The sequence below is a fragment of the Adlercreutzia mucosicola DSM 19490 genome (genome assembly GCF_000422625.1).
Lineage (GTDB): Bacteria > Actinomycetota > Coriobacteriia > Coriobacteriales > Eggerthellaceae > Adlercreutzia > Adlercreutzia mucosicola.
Genome location: NZ_AUGK01000020.1, coordinates 1 through 17,334, shown reverse-complemented (window position 1 = coordinate 17,334; position 17,334 = coordinate 1). Strand labels below are relative to the sequence as shown.

16 protein-coding genes are annotated in these 17,334 nt (G+C 67.7%); all 16 read right to left on the bottom strand.

Annotation, left to right across the window (positions count from 1 at the left end):
* Nucleotides 1-1,890 (bottom strand): transcription termination factor Rho, encoded by a 1,890-nt coding sequence (rho, locus tag G503_RS0110740; RefSeq protein ID WP_235715553.1) that lies wholly within the window; start codon nucleotides 1,888-1,890, stop codon nucleotides 1-3.
* Complete coding sequence (locus G503_RS0110735) at nucleotides 1,887-2,573, bottom strand: transaldolase family protein (protein ID WP_028027569.1); 687 nt, start codon at nucleotides 2,571-2,573, stop codon at nucleotides 1,887-1,889. Before G503_RS0110735 ends, rho begins: the two co-directional genes overlap by 4 nt.
* Nucleotides 2,574-2,968: 395 nt before the next feature.
* Complete coding sequence (gene hisI / locus G503_RS0110730; protein WP_028027568.1) at nucleotides 2,969-3,292, bottom strand: phosphoribosyl-AMP cyclohydrolase; 324 nt, start codon at nucleotides 3,290-3,292, stop codon at nucleotides 2,969-2,971.
* Between the two features lie 10 nt (nucleotides 3,293-3,302).
* The gene (gene hisF, locus G503_RS0110725; protein ID WP_028027567.1) at nucleotides 3,303-4,067 is read right to left on the bottom strand and encodes an imidazole glycerol phosphate synthase subunit HisF; all 765 of its coding nucleotides are present in this window, start codon (nucleotides 4,065-4,067) and stop codon (nucleotides 3,303-3,305) included.
* Between the two features lie 156 nt (nucleotides 4,068-4,223).
* Nucleotides 4,224-5,015 carry a 1-(5-phosphoribosyl)-5-[(5-phosphoribosylamino)methylideneamino]imidazole-4-carboxamide isomerase gene (gene hisA, locus G503_RS14905; protein ID WP_084636549.1) on the bottom strand — a complete coding sequence of 264 codons (792 nt, stop codon included), beginning with the start codon at nucleotides 5,013-5,015 and terminating at the stop codon, nucleotides 4,224-4,226.
* Nucleotides 5,016-5,017: 2 nt separating this feature from the next.
* Nucleotides 5,018-5,719 (bottom strand): imidazole glycerol phosphate synthase subunit HisH, encoded by a 702-nt coding sequence (gene hisH, locus G503_RS14900; RefSeq protein WP_051191154.1) that lies wholly within the window; start codon nucleotides 5,717-5,719, stop codon nucleotides 5,018-5,020.
* A gap of 9 nt (nucleotides 5,720-5,728) precedes the next feature.
* Entirely contained in the window at nucleotides 5,729-6,319 is a 591-nt protein-coding gene (gene hisB / locus G503_RS0110710; protein ID WP_028027566.1) for an imidazoleglycerol-phosphate dehydratase HisB, read from the bottom strand.
* Between the two features lie 13 nt (nucleotides 6,320-6,332).
* Nucleotides 6,333-7,430, bottom strand: a complete 1,098-nt coding sequence (gene hisC, locus G503_RS0110705; protein WP_028027565.1) for a histidinol-phosphate transaminase — start codon at nucleotides 7,428-7,430, stop codon at nucleotides 6,333-6,335.
* The gene (gene hisD / locus G503_RS0110700) at nucleotides 7,423-8,808 is read right to left on the bottom strand and encodes a histidinol dehydrogenase (protein ID WP_235715552.1); all 1,386 of its coding nucleotides are present in this window, start codon (nucleotides 8,806-8,808) and stop codon (nucleotides 7,423-7,425) included. The genes hisC and hisD overlap by 8 nt, the downstream gene beginning before the upstream one ends.
* 27 nt (nucleotides 8,809-8,835) lie before the next feature.
* Nucleotides 8,836-10,545, bottom strand: coding sequence for an ATP phosphoribosyltransferase (gene hisG / locus G503_RS14895; RefSeq protein ID WP_035022921.1), 1,710 nt, complete (start codon nucleotides 10,543-10,545; stop codon nucleotides 8,836-8,838).
* 173 nt (nucleotides 10,546-10,718) lie between these two features.
* Nucleotides 10,719-11,606, bottom strand: coding sequence for a nickel pincer cofactor biosynthesis protein LarC (gene larC, locus G503_RS14890; RefSeq protein WP_051191152.1), 888 nt, complete (start codon nucleotides 11,604-11,606; stop codon nucleotides 10,719-10,721).
* Between the two features lie 5 nt (nucleotides 11,607-11,611).
* Complete coding sequence (larB, locus tag G503_RS14885; RefSeq protein WP_051191151.1) at nucleotides 11,612-12,367, bottom strand: nickel pincer cofactor biosynthesis protein LarB; 756 nt, start codon at nucleotides 12,365-12,367, stop codon at nucleotides 11,612-11,614.
* A gap of 134 nt (nucleotides 12,368-12,501) precedes the next feature.
* The gene (locus tag G503_RS0110680) at nucleotides 12,502-12,885 is read right to left on the bottom strand and encodes a MerR family transcriptional regulator (protein WP_028027563.1); all 384 of its coding nucleotides are present in this window, start codon (nucleotides 12,883-12,885) and stop codon (nucleotides 12,502-12,504) included.
* 129 nt (nucleotides 12,886-13,014) lie between these two features.
* Entirely contained in the window at nucleotides 13,015-13,638 is a 624-nt protein-coding gene (rdgB, locus tag G503_RS0110675; protein ID WP_028027562.1) for an RdgB/HAM1 family non-canonical purine NTP pyrophosphatase, read from the bottom strand.
* 222 nt (nucleotides 13,639-13,860) lie between these two features.
* Entirely contained in the window at nucleotides 13,861-14,784 is a 924-nt protein-coding gene (gene murI / locus G503_RS0110670) for a glutamate racemase (RefSeq protein WP_028027561.1), read from the bottom strand.
* A gap of 9 nt (nucleotides 14,785-14,793) precedes the next feature.
* Nucleotides 14,794-16,488, bottom strand: a complete 1,695-nt coding sequence (locus tag G503_RS14880; protein WP_084636547.1) for a L,D-transpeptidase — start codon at nucleotides 16,486-16,488, stop codon at nucleotides 14,794-14,796.
* Between the last annotated feature and the right edge of the window lie 846 nt (nucleotides 16,489-17,334).

Below are 17,334 nucleotides of genomic sequence, written 5' to 3'. Positions count from 1 at the left end.
TTAGAGTTCCATATTCTCGTCCATACGGCCCTGGTGTTGGGCCTTCTTCGCCATGCGCAGCAGGAACTCCTGGTTGGAGTCGGTCTGCTTGAGCGACTTGATCAGCATGTCCATGGCGCGCTCGGTGGAGTTCGTGTTCGCCAGGATGCGGCGCACGCCCCAGATGAGCGGAGCCTCCTGCGGATTCATGAGCAGCTCTTCCTTGCGAGTACCCGAGGAGATGGGATCGATGGCCGGGAAGATGCGGCGGTCCGCCAGGTAGCGGTCCAGCTTCAGCTCCATGTTGCCGGTACCCTTGAACTCCTCGAAGATCACCTCGTCCATCTTCGAGCCCGTGTCGATGAGGGCCGAGGCCAGGATGGTGAGACTGCCGCCGTGCTCGATGTTGCGGGCGGCGCCGAGGAAGCGCTTGGGCGGGTAGAGGGCCGTGGAGTCCACGCCACCCGAGAGGATGCGGCCGCTGGCCGGCTGGGCCAGGTTGTAGGCGCGGGCCAGACGGGTGATGGAATCCAGCAGGATGACCACGTCCTTGCCCTGCTCCACGAGGCGCTTGGCGCGCTCGATGACCAGCTCGGCCACTTGGATGTGGTTGTCGGCGGGCATGTCGAAGGTGGAGGACACCACCTCGCCACGGATGGAGCGCTCCATGTCCGTGGCCTCTTCGGGACGCTCGTCGATGCCGAGGTACATGAGGTGCACCTCGGGATTGTTCGCCGAGATGGCCGCCGCGATGTCCTTGAGCACCGTGGTCTTGCCGGCCTTGGGCGGCGACACGATGAGGCCGCGCTGGCCCTTGCCGATGGGGGCCGTCAGGTCGATGACGCGGGCCGTGGTGGTGGACTTGCCGTGCTCCATCCACAGGCGCTCGTCAGGGAAGATCGGCGTGAGGTCGGCAAACTTCGGACGGAAACCCAGCTCCTCGGGGATCTTCCCGTTCACGGAAGCGACTTTCTGCAGGGCCGCGAACTTGTCGTTGGGACGGGCCGGGCGCGTGACGCCCGACACCATGTCGCCCTTGCGCAGGTTGTTCTTGCGGATGGTGGCCAACCCCACGTAGATGTCGTTCTCGCCGGGCAGATAGCCGGAGGTGCGCAGGAAGCCGTAGCCGTCGGGCATGATGTCGAGCACGCCCGTGACCTCGGTGAAGCCCTCGGCCTTGCAGGTGGCCTCGTAGATCGCATCCACCAGCTCGGCCTTCTTCAGGCCCGCGCCGTCCACGCCCAACTCGGCACCGCGGACGCGCAGATCGGCCACCTTGAGCTCGGCCAGCTCTTCCTTGGTGACAGAGGGCTGGGGCTCGCGATTGCGGTTCTCGTGACGCTGGCGACGATTGTTGCGATCGTGGTTGTTGTTGTTCTTCTTGCCGCCCTGATTCTGGCCCTTGCCCTGGCCGCTATTGCGCTCGCGGCGCTCGGTGCGGCCCTCGTTCTCGGGACGCTCGCCGCGGGCGTGCTTGCGCACCACCGTGGTCTTGCGCTCGCCGTCCTTCTTGGCCAGAGCCGCATCGACCGGCGCGGCTTCGGACGCGGCCTCGGGGGCGGTCGTCTCGGTCGGAGCACTCGCGGCGGCATCGGCGGCATCGGCCTTCTTACGGGTACGGCGGGGCTTGGGTGCCTCTTCAGCCGCGGGCGCCTCGGCTAAAGCCGCGTCGGCATCGGCCTTGCGGGTGCGTGCGCGGCGGGGCTTGGGCGCCTCGTCGACGGGAGCGTCCGCGGCGGCCTTCGCCGTGCGGCGCGTCGTCCTCTTCGCCGGAACCTCGGCCGCGCCGGCGTCAGCGGCGGGAACCGGGGCATCGGCAGCCTTCTTGCGCGGACGGCCGCGCTTGGGCTTCTCGGGGGCCGCCTCCAGGGCGTCGGCGATGGTCATCTGGTTCTCTTCGGCCTCACTCATGCGTTCTGAACCTTCTCCCAGTCCTTAAGGAACGATTCCAGACCGCGGTCGGTCAGCGGGTGGGACACGCACTTCTTCAGGATGCCGAAGGGCACCGTGGCGATGTCGGCGCCCATGAGGGCCGCCTGGGTCACATGGTTGGCGCTGCGGATGGAGGCGGCGATGATCTCGATCTGCTCGCCGTTCACCGTGTCGGCGGTAAAGTCGTAGTTGCCGATGGCACGCACCACGTCGTCCAGCTGAGCCAGGCCGTCCTCGGAGATGTCGTCGAAGCGGCCCACGAACGGCGAGATGTAGCGGGCGCCGGCCCGGGCGGCCAGGATGGCCTGGGGCACGGTGAAGCACAGGGTCATGTTCACCGGAATGCCCTCGTCGGCGAGCTGGCGCGTGGCGGCCAGGCCCTCCACCATGGTGGGGATCTTCACCACGACGTTGGGGGCGATCTTGGCCAGCTCGCGGCCGTCGCGCACGATCTCGTCGCGGGTCATGGCCACCGACTCGGCGGACACCGGGCAGTCCGGGCCCACGATGTCGCAGATGCGCTTGATATGGTTGTGGAAGTCGTCCAGCTTGCCGCCGATGCGGGCGTACAGCGTGGGGTTGGTGGTCACACCGGCCAGGGCGCCCCAGCTGGCAGCCTCCTCGATCTCGGCGAGGTCGGCCGTATCCAGAAAGAACTTCACGTTATCCTCCTTCTTGAGGTTTACAGGCATGGGGAATGGGCATCCAAATCAAAAGCCGTGCGCACCGTGAAACCCAAACCGCGAGAACGTTGAAGTGTGAGAGATACGGGAGTGTGGGAAGGAATTGGGCGCCTCAAAGCGCTGAAGATTTAGAGCTTGCACCATAGTAACGCAAGTGCCGACCCCGCACAAGAACATACCGCCAGCCGCCACGAAGCCCCGCAGGTTGCAGGGAGACGCGGGCAAGTTGCGGGCAGGACGCATGGGAGGGATCGCGGGTTGCGGGCGGGCTAAAGCCCGCCCCTACGGGGCAGCGCCTCCAGAGACAGCGACGCCCCTGGAAGGATCCGTAGGGGCGGCCTTCAGGCCGCCCGCTGCCGCTGAAACACGCTTTCCTACGCTTCCACCATCGAGCGGTAGAAGCAGGTGCGCGCGCCCGTGTGGCAGGCGGGGCCGGCCGGGCGCACCATTGCCAGCAACGTGTCGCCGTCGCAGTCGTAGCGCAAGTCCACGAGCTTCTGAGTATTGCCGCTCGTGGCGCCCTTGTGCCACAGCTCCTGACGGCTGCGACTGAAGAACACCGTCTCGCCCCGCTCCAGGGTGAGCGCCAGCGATTCCGCGCTCATCCACGCCATCATGAGCACCTCTCCGGTGTCGGCGTCCTGCACGATGCAGGGAACAAGCCCCGCCTCGTTGTACTTCAGTTCCGAGAGATTCACAGGGCCCTCCTCACAGGCGCACGGGGATGCCGGCGGCACGCATGGATTCCTTCACCTGGCGCACGGTCAGCTCGCCGAAGTGGAAGACGCTGGCGGCCAGCACCGCATCGGCCTCGCCGTCGATGATGCCCTCGGCGAAGTGCTCCAAACGTCCCACGCCGCCGCTCGCGATGACCGGGATATCCACGGCCCGGGCCACACTGCGCGTGAGGTGGCAGTCGAAGCCGTCGCGGCTGCCGTCGCGGTCCATGGAGGTGAGCAGAATCTCCCCCGCCCCGCGCCGGGCCGCCTCGCGCGCCCACTCCACGGCGTCGATGCCGGTGTTCTTGCGGCCCCCGGCCACGTACACCTCCCACTTGTTGGGGTTTCCCGGCACCGCCTTCGCGTCGATGGCCACGAGGATGGCCTGGGTGCCGAAGGCCCGGGCCGCTTGCGAGATAAGGTCGGGGTTCGCCACGGCCGCCGAGTTCACCGATACCTTGTCGGCGCCCGCGGCGATCATACGGCGAATGTCGGCCACGCTGCGGAAGCCGCCGCCCACGCAGTAGGGCAGATGCAGCTCGGCCGAGGCGTGGCTGGCCAGCTCCACCGTGGTGGCCCTATCGTCGCTCGTGGCCGTGATATCGAGGAAGATCACCTCGTCGGCCCTCTGCTCATCGTAGGCCCGGGCCAGCTCGATGGGGTCGCCCGCATCGCGCAGCCCCACGAAGTTCACGCCCTTCACCACGCGCCCGTCCTTCACGTCCAGGCAGGGAATTACTCTCTTTGTCAGCATAGTGGTCTCAACCTGTCCGCCGAGTGGGTTCGGCATACCTCGATTCGCTCAGACAGTCCTCGCTTTGGAGAACAGGACGTTTAGTCCTGTTCTCGTCGCTGCGGAACTCGCTCGGTCGAGGCACGCCGAACCCACTCGGCTGCTCTTCCTTCTCTGCTAGGCTTCCAAATCTTCCAGGGTCAGCGGACGTTCCTCCGCCTCCAGCTGGTCGCTTACCCGGTAGGTTCCCTGGCAGGCGGCCACGCCGTCGGCCACGGAAAGAGTGCCCTCGTAGATGGCGCGACCGGCGATGACGCCCTCCACCGCATCGGCGATGGGGGCCAGGGCCGCGATATCGGCCGCCGTGGCGATGCCACCCGACACGATGACCGGGTTGCCGAAAGCTGCGGCCATACGGGCGTAGGCGCTGTTCTCCACCCCGGTCTGCATGCCGTCGCGGGCGATGTCGGTGTACACGATGTGCTCGTAGCCGAGGCCCGCCATGCGCCGCGCCAAGTCCGCGGCAGCCACGCCGGAGCCCTCGGTCCAGCCGGCCACGGCGGCCTCCCCCGCCTTCGCATCGATGCCGGCCACGAGCGCGTCGGGCCCGAACTTCTCCATGGCGGCCTGGGCGAAATCGGGGTCGCGCACGAGCGCCGTGCCCAGGATGACCCGCGTGGCCCCGGCATCCAGCAGACGGTCGGCCACCTCCAGCGAGCGCACGCCGCCGCCCACTTCCACCTTCAGCTTCGTGCGGGCCAGAATGCGGCGCACTACCTCGATGTTGTCGGGGTTGCCGGACTTCGCGCCGTTCAGGTCCACCACATGAATCCACGAGGCGCCGTCCTCCTCGAACAGCTGCGCCTGGGTGGCCGGGTCGTCGTGGTACACGGTGACGGCATCGTAGTCGCCGCGAGCCAGGCGCACGGCGCGGCCGTCCAGAATATCGATGGCGGGCAACAGGTACATGGCTACTCCTTTGGCAAGACGGTATCTTCCGCCATGGTAGCGGCCGCACCGCGGCGACCGGCCGCAGCGCGGACAACGGTTACGAAGTTGGCGAGCAGGCGCGCGCCGGCATCCGAGCTCTTCTCGGGATGGAACTGCACGCCCCACACGGGGTGCCCGGGCACCCGCACGGCGGAGGGGAACGTGACCGAGTGGGTGGTGCGCCCGATGGTCGCGATGCTCTCGGGGGCGGCGAAGGAGTGGGTGAAGTAGAAGTACTCCCCGCTTTCCAGGCCGTCGAACAACGGGTCGGCCTCGTCCCATTCCACGGAGTTCCACCCCACATGGGGAATCTTATAGGCCGCGCCAGCCTCGTCGGTCCTGGGCATGAGGCCCACGACGCCGGAAACGAGCCCCAGGCCCGCGGGCAGGGGCCCCGCCTCGGGCGCGTGCTCGGTGCCCCCCTCGAACATGAGGTGCATCCCCAGGCAGATACCGAGGAAGGGTGCCCCGGCCGCCACGGCGTCGGTCGCAGCCGCGCCCAGGCCGAGCTCTTCCAAAGACGCGGCGGCATCGGCGAAGGCGCCCACGCCCGGCAGCACCACGGCATCGGCCGCGCGCACCAGGGCCGGATCGTCGGAGACGACGACTTCGGCCCCCGCGCCGCGCAGCCCCCGCTCCACCGAGAGCAGGTTTCCCTTATGGTAATCAACAACAACGATCATGGGCGCTCCCTACAACGTTCCCTTAGTGGACGGCACCTCGCCGGCCAGGGCCCCATCGATGGCCACGGCCGCCCGCAGGGCGCGGCCGCAGGCCTTGAAGGCCGCTTCCAGAATGTGGTGCACGTTGTCGCCGGCCAGCTGGCGCATATGCAGGGTGATGCCGGCGTTCGCGGCCAGGGCGATGAAGAACTCCCGGGCCAGCTGGGTGTCGAAATCCCCCACCATGCCGAAGGGCACCTCCACGGCCCAGTGCAGCTGGCCGCGCCCGGAGATGTCCAGGGCCGCCAGCACCAGGGCCTCGTCCATGGGCACAAAGGCGCTGCCGAAGCGCGTGATGCCCGCTTTGTCGCCCAGGGCCGCGCCCAAGGCCTGGCCGATCACGATGCCGGCATCTTCTACGGAATGGTGGCCGTCCACCTGCAGGTCGCCCGCCACGCGCACCGCAAGGTCGATGCGGCCATGACGCGCGAAGGCGTCCAGCATGTGGTCGAAGAACCCGATGCCCGTAGCCACGTCGGCCCGTCCCGTGCCGTCCAGGTTCACCTCCACCGCGATGTCGGTCTCGGCCGTGGCGCGGTGCATGGTCGCCGTTCTCGTCATGGTCGCTCCTTCCCTAGGCGCGCGCCGCCCGGGCGCGCCGCTCGCCGCGCTCGGCCACGAAGGCCCGCAGCAGACTGATGAACAAATCGTTCTGCACCGGCGTGCCGATGGTCACGCGCAGGCAGTTCTCCAGAAGCGGCGTGGCGCTGAAATCGCGCACGAGCACGCCGCCCGCGTACAAGTAGTCCCAAGCGGCCCCGGCGTCGTCCATGCGCAGCAGGATCCAGTTGGAGTCCGACGGGAAGGGCCGTACGCCCGCCGTAGCGCGCAGGGCCTCCATCACCCGGGCGCGCTCCTCGATAATCTCGCGGATGCCGGGCTCGAAGCGGGCACGGTGCCGGTACACCACTTCCCCGATGGCCTGGGACACCGCGTCCACCGAATAGGGCTGACGCACCTTCTGGAACTCCGCGATCACGCCCGGATTCGCCAGAATGTAGCCGAGGCGCACCCCGGCCAGGGAAAAGGCCTTGGAGAACGTGCGCAGGATGACAAGATTCTCGTGGGTCGCGAGCAAAGGGCGCACGGTCTGGCGCGAGAACTCGAAGTAGGCCTCGTCCACCATGACCAGGGCGTCAGTGGCGTCCAGCAGCCGCTCAAGGAAGTCGGCCGGGGCACGCAGGCCCGTGGGATTGTTGGGGCTCGCCACAATGACGTAGTCGATGTCGCCCTCTGCCAGGCGCGCGAAGGCGGCCTCCTCGTCGATGGAGAAGTCATCGCGGCGGGCGATGTCCACCACCGCGGTGTTCGTGAGCCGGGCGTTGGCCGCGTACACCGAGAAGGTGGGAGGGAAGTTCAGACAGGTGCGCCCCGGGCCGCCCCAGGCGAGCGCCAGGTTGAACAGCAGCTCGTCGCCTCCGTTGCCGACGAGCACGCACGAGCGGTCCAAGCCGTTGGCCTCGGCGATCAGGTCGCGCAGATCATTGGCGAGCGGGTCCGGATAGCGGTTGAAGGGCACGCGCGCGATGGCGGCGGCGATGAGTCCGCGCACCTCGTCGTCCACGTCGCGGGGGTTTTCGTTGGCCGAAAGCAGCGCCTCGGCCGGCAGGTACTTCGGGTCGTAGGGCACAAGGCCCGCCAGCTGCGGGGCCGCCGCGCGCACCCTATTCATCGGCGGCACCCGCTGCGCGCCCGGCATTCTCGCCGGCATCCACCCCGGCCGCCGCGCTGCCGCCGGCCACGCTCGCCTGCTCGGCGGAAAGCAGGCTCTGCAGGCGCAGGGCCACCGACTGGGCGTGGGCCCACAGCCCCTCGTGGGTGGCGATCTGCACCACGGCGCGGGCATCGTTTCTCAGCGCTGATGCCGTGTACTGGATGACGGAGGACTTCTTCACGAAATCGTCCACGGCAAGGGGCGAGGAGTAGCGGGCCGTGCCGCCGGTGGGCAGGGTGTGGTTGGGGCCGGCCACGTAGTCGCCCACGGCCTCGGGGGTCCACTCCCCCAGGAAGATGGCGCCGGCGTTGCGAATGGCGCCGAGGTATTCCATGGCGTTCGCCACGTGCATCTCCAAGTGCTCCGGCGCGATGACGTTCACCGCTTCCAGGGCCTGCTCCATAGTGGGGCACACCACGATGAGGCCGTGGTCATCCAGGGAAGCGCGGGTGATGTCGGCGCGGGTGGAGCGCTCCATGTGGTCGGCGATGGCCGCCTCCACGGCGTCAGCGTAGGCGTCCGAGAAGGTGACCAGGTAGCAGGCGGCCAGCGGGTCGTGCTCGGCCTGGGCCATGAGATCGATGGCCACCATGGCCGGATCGGCGGTCTCGTCGGCCACGACGCACACCTCCGACGGGCCGGCGATCATATCGATGCCCACATCCCCCGAGACGAGCTTCTTCGCCGCGGCCACAAAGGCGTTGCCCGGGCCGGTGATCTTGGCCACGGGGCGGATGGACTCGGTGCCGTAGGCCAAGGCCGCCACGGCCTGGGCGCCGCCCACGGTGTAGATCTCGGTGACGCCGGCGATCTTGCAGGCGGCCAGCACCGTGGGGTCCAGGGTGCCGTCCTTGGTCGGCGGCGTCACGCACACGATGCGCTCCACGCCGGCCACCTGGGCCGGCAGGGCGTTCATGAGCACCGTGGAGGGGTACAGGGCGCGCCCTCCCGGCACGTAGATGCCCACGGAATCGAGCGGCGTCACCTTCGACCCCACGATGGCCCCGTCCTGGCGCGCGAAGAACCAGCTCTGCTGTTTCTGGCGCTCGTGGAAGTCGCGGATCTGGGCCGCGGCCTGGTTCAGGGCGTCGATGGTGTCGGGGTCCACCTCCGCTAAGGCCGCGTCGATGGCCGCGGGCGGCACGCGGAAGTCCTCCACGGCCACGCCGTCGAACTTCTCGGTGTAGGCGCGCAGGGCCGCGTCGCCCTTCTCGCGCACCTCCTCGATGATCTCGGTGGCGGCGGCGAGGGCCCCGGGGTTGAAGGCGCCGGTGCGGTTGATGAGGTCGCCGGTGAACGGCTCGAGGGGCTTGAGGTCGATGCGTCGCATGGTCATGGGTCTTCTCCTTCGCGGGTGTGAGGCTTAGGCGGGCTGGGTAGCGCCGGCAATGGGCGCGTAAGTGTGCTTCGGGGCGTTGGCGGCCAGGATGTGGGCCAGGGCCACAATGCGATCGTCGGTGCGCATCGCGCAGCCATTGGCGAAGAAGCGGGCCGTGGAGGCCAGCACCTCCTCCACGATCTCCAGGTTGTTCTCGGCCAAAGTGGTGCCCGTGGCCGTGATGTCCACGATGCGCTCGGCCAGGCCCACCATGGGGGCCAGTTCGATGTTGCCGTGGAGGTAGACGATTTCCACCTGGGTGCCGCGGCGCGCGAAGTGGGCGCGGGTGATGGAAGGGTACTTCGTGGCGATGCGCATACTGCCGAGCTTGCGGTAGCGCTCTTCGATGGCCGCCGTGGTGCCGGCGGCCTCGGCCACCACGAAGCGGCAGCCGCCGAAGCGCAGATCCACGAGCTCCACCACGTCGGCCCCCACTTCCAAAAGCGAGTCCTTACCGCATATGCCGCAATCGGCCGCGCCCAGGGCCACGAACACCGGGGCGTCGGAGGGGCGCACGATGATGTAGTCAACCCCGGGATTGGAGATGACGAGGGCGCGCCCGGGGTTGGCAAGGCCCGTCACGTCGAGGCCCGCCTCGGCGAGGCAGGCGATGGCGTCGGCGTTGAGCGAGCCTTTGGGCACCGCGATGCGCAGGGGGCGCCGGGCATCGCCGACCCGCTGGGCCTCGGCCGCGGCGGCCGTGGCGGCCTGTTCCAGGCAGAAGGCGAAGCCGGCGGCGGGGCGGTCGGCGCCGTAGGTGCCGATCATGCGATCGTAGCGGCCGCCGGAGCCCAGCGGCGTGCCCAGGTAGGGAGACACGGCCTCGAACACGATGCCCGTGTAGTAGTTGAACGAGCTGATCACCGAGAAGTCCACCAAAATGTGCTCGCCCAGGCCCGCGGCCACCAGGCGGTCGTAGGTGTCCTGGAACTCGTCCAAATCGGCGGCGCAGGCGAGGGGGGCCGCCAGGGCACGCACCGCATCGATGGCGTCCTGGCCGCCGCGGATGCGGGCGAGGTGGCGGATGGCGTCCACGTAGGCCGGGGCGGCGCACCCCGGATCGGGGGACTCGGCGTCGGCGGGCGCCGCGGTGCCGGGAGCGGCGCACAAGCGATCGAGGGCCACGAAGTCGGAATCGTGGTAGGCGTCGAGCACCGCGGCCTTCCACGGCTCGGCCGCCCCCGAGCGCTCGAGCAGCGCCCGCAGCACGCCCACGGTGGCAAGGCCCAGCACGAACCGGTCCACACCGGCCAGGGCCAGCGCCTCGGTAAGCAGGGCCACGATCTCGGCGTCCACCGCCGCACCGGCCGCACCGATGCACTCCACGCCGCACTGGGTGAGCTCGCGGGCCTGCACCTGGTTGTCGGACTCAGCCTCGCGGAACACCCGCTGGGTGTAGCGAAAACGCAAAGGGCCCGGCTCGCCGGCCAGGCGCGTGGCGCACATACGGGCGATCTGCAAGGTCACATCGGGGCGCATGGCCAGCAGGTCGTCGTGGGAATCGAAGAACTTGAAGGGGGATGCGGGCATGCGGCCGCCGGCGCGCATGACGTCCATCACCTCCAGCGTGGGCGTTTCAATGGGCAGGTAGCCGCGGGAGGCGAAGAGATCCTGCACCGCGCGGGTAACGCCCTCGCGGGCCAGGGCCTCTTCGGCGAGCACATCGCGAAAACCTGAGGGGGTAACTGCGTTCACGGGCCGTTCCTTGTCTGCATTCACATACGGAATCTCTCATATTATCCGCCTTCGCCGGCCCCGATGACCGGGGCGCGGCAAAAGGCGAATTATCGACAGGGAACACCGCTTTTCGAGGGTCACGCCCATCGACGCTGATACTTTACCACAGTAGAGTACTAAAGCAAAGGAATTTACGCGAGCGGCTCAATGAGCATGGCGCGCAGGATGCCCGGCGTGTCATAAGCGCGCTTGCCGGCCCCCATACCCACGCGACGGACGGCGAAGCGCTCCGGCAGCGCCGAGGCCGTGCGCAGGGCCCCGACCACCGCAGCGCCCGTGGGAGTGACCAGCTCTCCGTCCACCGGCACGGGAGTGAGGGGCAGCCCGCAGGCCTCGGCAATGAAGACCGTGGCCGGAGCGGGCACGGGAATGAGACCGTGCTGGCAGCGCACCGTGCCCCGACCGCAGGGCAGCTCGGTCACCACCACGCCGTCGGGGGCCAGGTCGTCCACGGCCACGGCGATGGCCACGATGTCGGCGATAGAGTCCACGGCCCCCACCTCATGGAAGTGCACCGCCTCGCGAGGCAATCCGTGGGCCCGGGCCTCGGCATCGGCCACCAGCCCGAAGATGCGCTTGGCCAGGGCCTTCGCGCCGTCGGTCATGGCTCCCCCGTCGATGATGGTCTCGATGTCGGCCAGCCCGCGGTGGTGGTGCGGGACAGCGTGGCCGTGGGAACGGGAGTGATCGTGGCCGCGGTCGTGGCCATGCGGATGCCCGTGCGCGTGGCCGTGGTCGTGGCCATGCTCGCGAGTGTGGCCGTGCTCCCCTTCCCCGCCATGCAGATAGGCCATGTCGTGGTCGTGGTTCTCGTGGGCCGCATCAAGCACCACGGCAAAATCGCACACGTCCAGACCCGACTTCGCCACGCGGCCGATCTCCACGGTGAAGCCCTCCACCGCCAGGCTGTCCAGGGCACGGCGCACCGCCTGCTCGCTGGCGCCAGCATCCAGCAGGGCCGCGGCGCACATGTCGCCGCTGATGCCCGAGGTGCATTCCAGATAAAGCAACGAGCCCATGGATCCTACCTTCCCGCGGTCGCGCCGCGCGTGTTCAGATGGTTGATGGCGCTCGCCTGGAAAGCGGCGCCGAAGCCGTTGTCGATATTGACCACCGATACCCCGCTCGCGCAGGAGTTCAACATGGCCAGCAGGGCCGTCACGCCGCCGAAAGAGGCCCCGTAGCCCACCGAGGTGGGCACCGCGATCACGGGGCACGACACCAAGCCGCCCACCACGCTCGCCAAAGCGCCCTCCATGCCGGCCACGGCGATGACGCAGCGGGCGCGGTTCAGCTCGTCGGCGCAATCGAGCAGCCGATGGATGCCCGCCACCCCCACGTCGTAGAGGCGCACCACCTCGTTGCCGAGGAACTGGGCCGCAAGCGCAGCCTCCTCGGCCACGGGAAGATCGCTCGTGCCCGCCGCGGTCACGCAGAGCACGCCATCACCGTCGGGAGCGGGCATATCGCCGAACACGAGCAGGCGCGCCTGCTCGTAATAGGTCACGGCCATCCGCTGCCGCAGGGCCGCCGCCAGCGACGAGGCCGGCCCGTCGCCCTCCGCCGCCCAGCACACATCCACAGCCGCGGCCTTCTCCGCCTCTACCCGCGTGGCCAGCACCCGGGGCTGGCCGCCTTCGATCAGCGCACGGGCGATGGCGGCGATCTGCTCGGCCGTCTTCCCCTCGCCGTAAATTACCTCGCCGGCCCCCTGCCGCGCCGCCCGGTCGAAATCGGGACGAGCGAACGGCGTGTCGGCGACAACCCTCTCAAGGCCCACAGGCGCTTCCTTCCATCGAAAGACGAGCCGACCGCCCCGGCGGTCGGCTCTTTACCGTCCCCTATAATAAGTGTTGGAGCTGGCTCCATGTCCAGCGGCGGCCTGAAGGCCCATGGAAGATTCGCAAGCGCCGCCTAGTCCTCGGGACGCAGGGCGCGCTCGCTGTCGGCCATGATCTCGTCGTAGTTCTCGATCTTGTACTCCAGGCGCTCTAAAGCCCGTTCCAGATCGGCGATGCGGGCCCGGATGGCCTCGCTCTGCTGGCTGAGCAGCTCCTTGCGGGCGGCCGTGGTCTCATCGCCCTGCTCGATCAGCTCCATATATTCCACGAGGGATTCGATGGACATACCGGCGTCGCGCATACACTTCACGAACTCGACGGCGTTGCAGCTGGCCGCGTCGTAATCACGGATACCGCTCTTGTTGCGGGGCACATGGCGCAGCAGCCCGATACGCTCGTAGTAGCGCAGCGTATCGGTGGAAACACCGTAGCGTTTGCTGACTTCTGCAATCTTCATGCAGTCCCTTTCGATACAGGCAGTCGTTCGGTTTCTTATACCGACTGTACGTCAATTAGACCACATGGAGTAGGCTATAAGTCAAGGGGACGGCCCCCCTTTCTCGACAAAGATCGCCCGTGTTACCGCCTATTCGGCCACCGAGGCCTCCAGGATGGCGCGCAAGTGGCGCAGGGCGCTCCCGCGATGGGAGATGCCGTTCTTCTCGGACTGGGACACCTCGGCCAAGGTGAGGCGGCCGTCGTAGGCCTCGGGCAGGAACAGCGGATCATAACCGAAGCCCTCTTCGCCCCGCCCCTGGCGGCCGATGGCCCCTTCCACGGTGCCGCGGGCCACCGTCTCGACACCGTCCTCGTCGATGAACACGAGGGTGCACACGAAGCGGGCCGTACGCTCCTCGTCGGGCACGGCCGCCAGCTCGGCCAGCAGCTTCGCGTTGTTGGCCGCGTCATCGCCGTCGGTACCGGCGTAGCGCGACGAGTACACCCCGGGCGCCCCGTCCAGCGCGTCCACCTCCAGGCCGGAATCATCGGCCAGCACCGCCACCGGCCCGCAGCCCGCAGCTGCGGCGGCCGCGCGGGCCGCCTCTGCCTTGATGCGGGCGTTGCCCTCGAAGGAGTCGGCGTCCTCAGCCGGATCAGAGGCAAGCCCCGCTTCGGACAGGGTCTCGAACTCCCAGCCCGGGAAATTCAGCGCCGTGCGAATCTCGGACACCTTATGGGCGTTGTTGGTGGCAATGACAACCGTCTTCATGGGGATTCCTCTCTAGGACTTTTCTCAATGCGGTCAGCAAAGTATACCGCACGGAGCAACCAAGGCCGACGGGCGAGCGCGGCAGAGGAGAGGCCTCGCGCGCAGATTTCGCAGACTCGGAAAAATGGGTGTAAAATCCTTACACCCATTTTTCCGAAAGCGAGGGCTTGTTTGAGCACGGGGCCTCCCCTCCGCCGCGCCCCGAAGAGCCCCAAGCCGCAGCTACGAAACGATCAGCTCGGGCAAATCCACGTGTTCCACCACATCCATGGGGCGGGCGAGCACGCGGCCGCCGAAGCGACGGAATTCCTCGGTGTCGTCCGAGGAGGTGAAGAAGGCAGAGGTGGGCACATTGCCCGGCGCGGCGAAGCTGCGGCGGCGGCGCAGGATATGATCCACATCGCGGGCCGTCTCCTCCGCCGAGGACACCAACGTCACGGGACGGCCCACCACGCCGCCGATGAGCGCCTTCAGCAGCGGGTAATGGGTGCATCCCAGCACCAGGGTGTCGATGCCGCAGCGGCGCAAAGGCTCCAAATATTCCCGAGCGATGTCCTCGAACTCGGGGCGAATGTAGACCTTCGCCGCCTCCGACAGGTAATCCTCGATGGGCCCGTCGGCCATCTTCAGACCCATCTCGGCGATCTCCACGAACCGCGGCGTGGCCGTGGAGAACACGGTGATGCCTGCATCGATATGGCGGATGGCCTCGGAATAGGCATTGGAATCCACGGTGCCCTTGGTGGCGATCACGCCCACCCGGCGGTTCAAGGTGGTGTGGGCCGCCGCGCGGGCGCCCGGCTCCACCACGCCCACCACGGGCACGGCGAAGCTGCGCTGGGCATGGGCCAGGCCGGCCGCCGTGGCGGTGTTGCAGGCGATGACGATCATCTTCACGTCGCGGCCCACCAGCCAGGTGCAGATCTGCTGCACGAAGCGGTCCACCTCCGCCTGGTCGCGCGGGCCGTAGGGGCAGCGGGCCGAATCGCCGAAGTAGATGAGGCTCTCCTCGGGCAGGCGCTTCTGCAGCTCGCGGGCCACGGTCAGGCCGCCGTAGCCGGAATCGAAGACGCCGATGGGACGGTTGTCGAAGGGCTCGGCGCCGGGCGCAGGCTCGGGCGCGGCCGTCGGAAGCGGTGCGATCATGGGCGCGGCCTAGTCGTGGACGACCACAGCGTCGCCCACCTTGATGATCTCGTGCAGCTCGCGGGCCTTCTCGGGCGGCAGATTGATGCAGCCGTGGCTGCCGTGCTCGATGTACCAGTCGCCGCCGAAGGTGGGTTGCCAGGGAGCGTCGTGGAAGCCCACGGAATTGCCTTTGAAGGGCATCCAGTAATCCACTTCGCTCTCGTAGTCCGGCGTGCCGTCGGGCTTGTAGCCGCGCAGCACCGAGGCGCCGTCGTTGGTCTTCAGGTAGTAGGTGCCCCGCGGCGTGTCGCGCCCGTCGGAGGGACGGCCGCTCACCAGGTCGCTCTCCCAGATGATGGAGCCGTCGTCACCGTAGAAGCGGGCGTACTGCTCGGTGATGTCCACGTCGATGTAGCGCGCGCCGAAGTCACGGCCGTTCTCATCGGGAAGCTGGCCGGCCGACCACTTCATCACCACATCCACCGGGCCGCCCGTGCCGTTGGTCAGCGCCTCGCGCACGGCATCGGCCGTGGCCTGGCTGTTGGTGATCCAGCCGTAATCGCCGCCGGCCACGGTGATCACCTTGCCGTCGGGGCGGGTATAGGTGCGGGTGACGCCCACGGTGTCCAAGCCGTCCGTGGCTTCCTTTACCCAGGTCACCAGCGGTTCCACATCGAAGGCCACCGTGCCGTCCTCGGCAATGGTGATATGGCTCGCCAGGGCGTTCTCGTCGATGGCAAGGGCCTCCTGACCGGCCATCATCAGCTGCACCGTGCGCTTCACGTACCCGTTGGCCGCATCACGGGCCTGGGCCAGGGCCGCATCGTCGGCCGTCACCGTGGGCTGGGCCAGGACCGCATCGCTTAGCGTCACCTTCGGCGCGAAGTTCACCGTGCCCTCGGCCACTTCCTTCAGCACCTGGTCGGATAGCAGCGTGTTGCCCAGCACCTCTGGCACCACTACGTACTCCTTGGCCTCCTCATCGTAGGCTACCGTGGCGTTCTTCGGCGGCTGTCCCTTGGCGTTGGCCTCCTCCACAGCCGCCTGGATCACCGAGGCCAGCTTCGTTTCCTCGAACGTGGACTTCAAATCCTCGGTGTCGTCGTGGCTCTGGAACACCTCGTAGGGCCAGGCCCAGGGATTCATCTGGGCGAGCAGGTTGTCGGCAATGGACTGGCTGTCCAGGGACATGCCCATGTCCGCGGCGCTGAGCGTCAGGTTCAGGCCGTGCCCCTCCACCCTGAACGTGTAGTTGTCCAGCACGTCGCTCAGCATCTCATGGACCTCCTCGGGCGTCTTGCCCGAGATATCCATGTCGATGATGGAGGTATGGGGGAAGAACCGCCCCATGAAGATGATCACGCCGACGAAGTACACCAGGGCCAGGGCACCGAGAATGACGCCCATGGTGATGCCGAAGATCTTCAGACCCCGATGGCGCTGGCTCTCGGGGGGAATGGGGCTCATCTGGTACGAGGGGGTGAATCCACCCGCCACGGCCGGACGCACCGCGCCGCCTACGGGGGGCATGCCACCTGTGACCGAGGGCATCCCGCCGGTGATATGCGGAGCCCCCGCGCCGCCCGCGGGGGGCGTGCCGCCCGTCGCCTGAGGTGCCCATCCGCCCGTGGCGCCCGGCGATGCCGCAGGCACGCTGGGTATGCCGCCGGTTTGCGACGGGGTGCTGTGCTTGCCGTGTTTTCCCTGACTCTTCTGTGCCATGCCGCGCCTTCATAGATATGCTCAAACGGGGCAAAGGCCCCGCGTAGGGTTTCAGTCCGTCCGATGATTATACGATACCTGGCCGAAACCACCATGGACATTTCAAGGTTATGGGGGCTACTTTCACACAGCGCGCCTGTTCCCTCCGCCGTCAACGGCCATTCCCCACGAGCCGTCCATCAAACTTACGCGATGCGCCGACGTTTGCCCAGAACATGAGTGTATTCCTTACGGTTTGGCAAGAAGCGGGGACGGACCTGCGGCCGGAGGAGGGCCGCAGGTCGCGAGCGGGCTGCAACAGGTCGCAAGTTGCGGGCGATCGGCGCTTCCCGCAGGAAAAGAAAGCCCGCGCCGGACAGGTAACCGGCGCGGGCCCAGCTCAAAGGCCGCTACTGCGGCGTTCGAGCAATGTCGATTGGTGGAGCCGCGGAGAATCGAACTCCGCAAAGCAAGCGTTTGACCTGCGGAAACTAGCAGTCATTGGCTATTTATTGGCTAGAGCTTATTTTCATCTCACGTTGACAACGTATAGGGTATACCGTATAATATCACCTGTAAGGCGGCAACGAGATAAGAAAGGAGGGGCCATGAGCGTGACGGTAAGGATTTGGCGATTCTCAGTCACTTTGGCGCTGAGGGTCAGGCTACTGAGGTAGCAGCCAAGGGGGAGCCGAAAGGCTCCCCCCCCCCGACCACCATGGCCCCTCGCCGAAGGGAGTATACCATGCCGAGCGAGGCCCAGAAGCGCGCGAGCGCGAAGTACAACAGGGAGAAGATGGCGCAGCGCGTGGTGCGCTTCAGCCCGAGGGAGGCCGATCTGCTGGCCCACCTGGACGCTCAGCCGAA

Coding starts and splice junctions, on each gene's coding strand:
- G503_RS0110680 (WP_028027563.1), bottom strand. CDS start 12,885: ATGAAGATTGCAGAAGTCAGCAAACGCTACGGTGTTTCCACCGATACG.
- rdgB (WP_028027562.1), bottom strand. CDS start 13,638: ATGAAGACGGTTGTCATTGCCACCAACAACGCCCATAAGGTGTCCGAG.
- larC (WP_051191152.1), bottom strand. CDS start 11,606: ATGGGCTCGTTGCTTTATCTGGAATGCACCTCGGGCATCAGCGGCGAC.
- rho (WP_235715553.1), bottom strand. CDS start 1,890: ATGAGTGAGGCCGAAGAGAACCAGATGACCATCGCCGACGCCCTGGAG.
- hisH (WP_051191154.1), bottom strand. CDS start 5,719: ATGATCGTTGTTGTTGATTACCATAAGGGAAACCTGCTCTCGGTGGAG.
- hisF (WP_028027567.1), bottom strand. CDS start 4,067: ATGCTGACAAAGAGAGTAATTCCCTGCCTGGACGTGAAGGACGGGCGC.
- hisD (WP_235715552.1), bottom strand. CDS start 8,808: ATGACCATGCGACGCATCGACCTCAAGCCCCTCGAGCCGTTCACCGGC.
- hisA (WP_084636549.1), bottom strand. CDS start 5,015: ATGTACCTGTTGCCCGCCATCGATATTCTGGACGGCCGCGCCGTGCGC.
- hisC (WP_028027565.1), bottom strand. CDS start 7,430: ATGAATAGGGTGCGCGCGGCGGCCCCGCAGCTGGCGGGCCTTGTGCCC.
- murI (WP_028027561.1), bottom strand. CDS start 14,784: ATGATCGCACCGCTTCCGACGGCCGCGCCCGAGCCTGCGCCCGGCGCC.
- hisB (WP_028027566.1), bottom strand. CDS start 6,319: ATGACGAGAACGGCGACCATGCACCGCGCCACGGCCGAGACCGACATC.
- G503_RS14880 (WP_084636547.1), bottom strand. CDS start 16,488: ATGGCACAGAAGAGTCAGGGAAAACACGGCAAGCACAGCACCCCGTCG.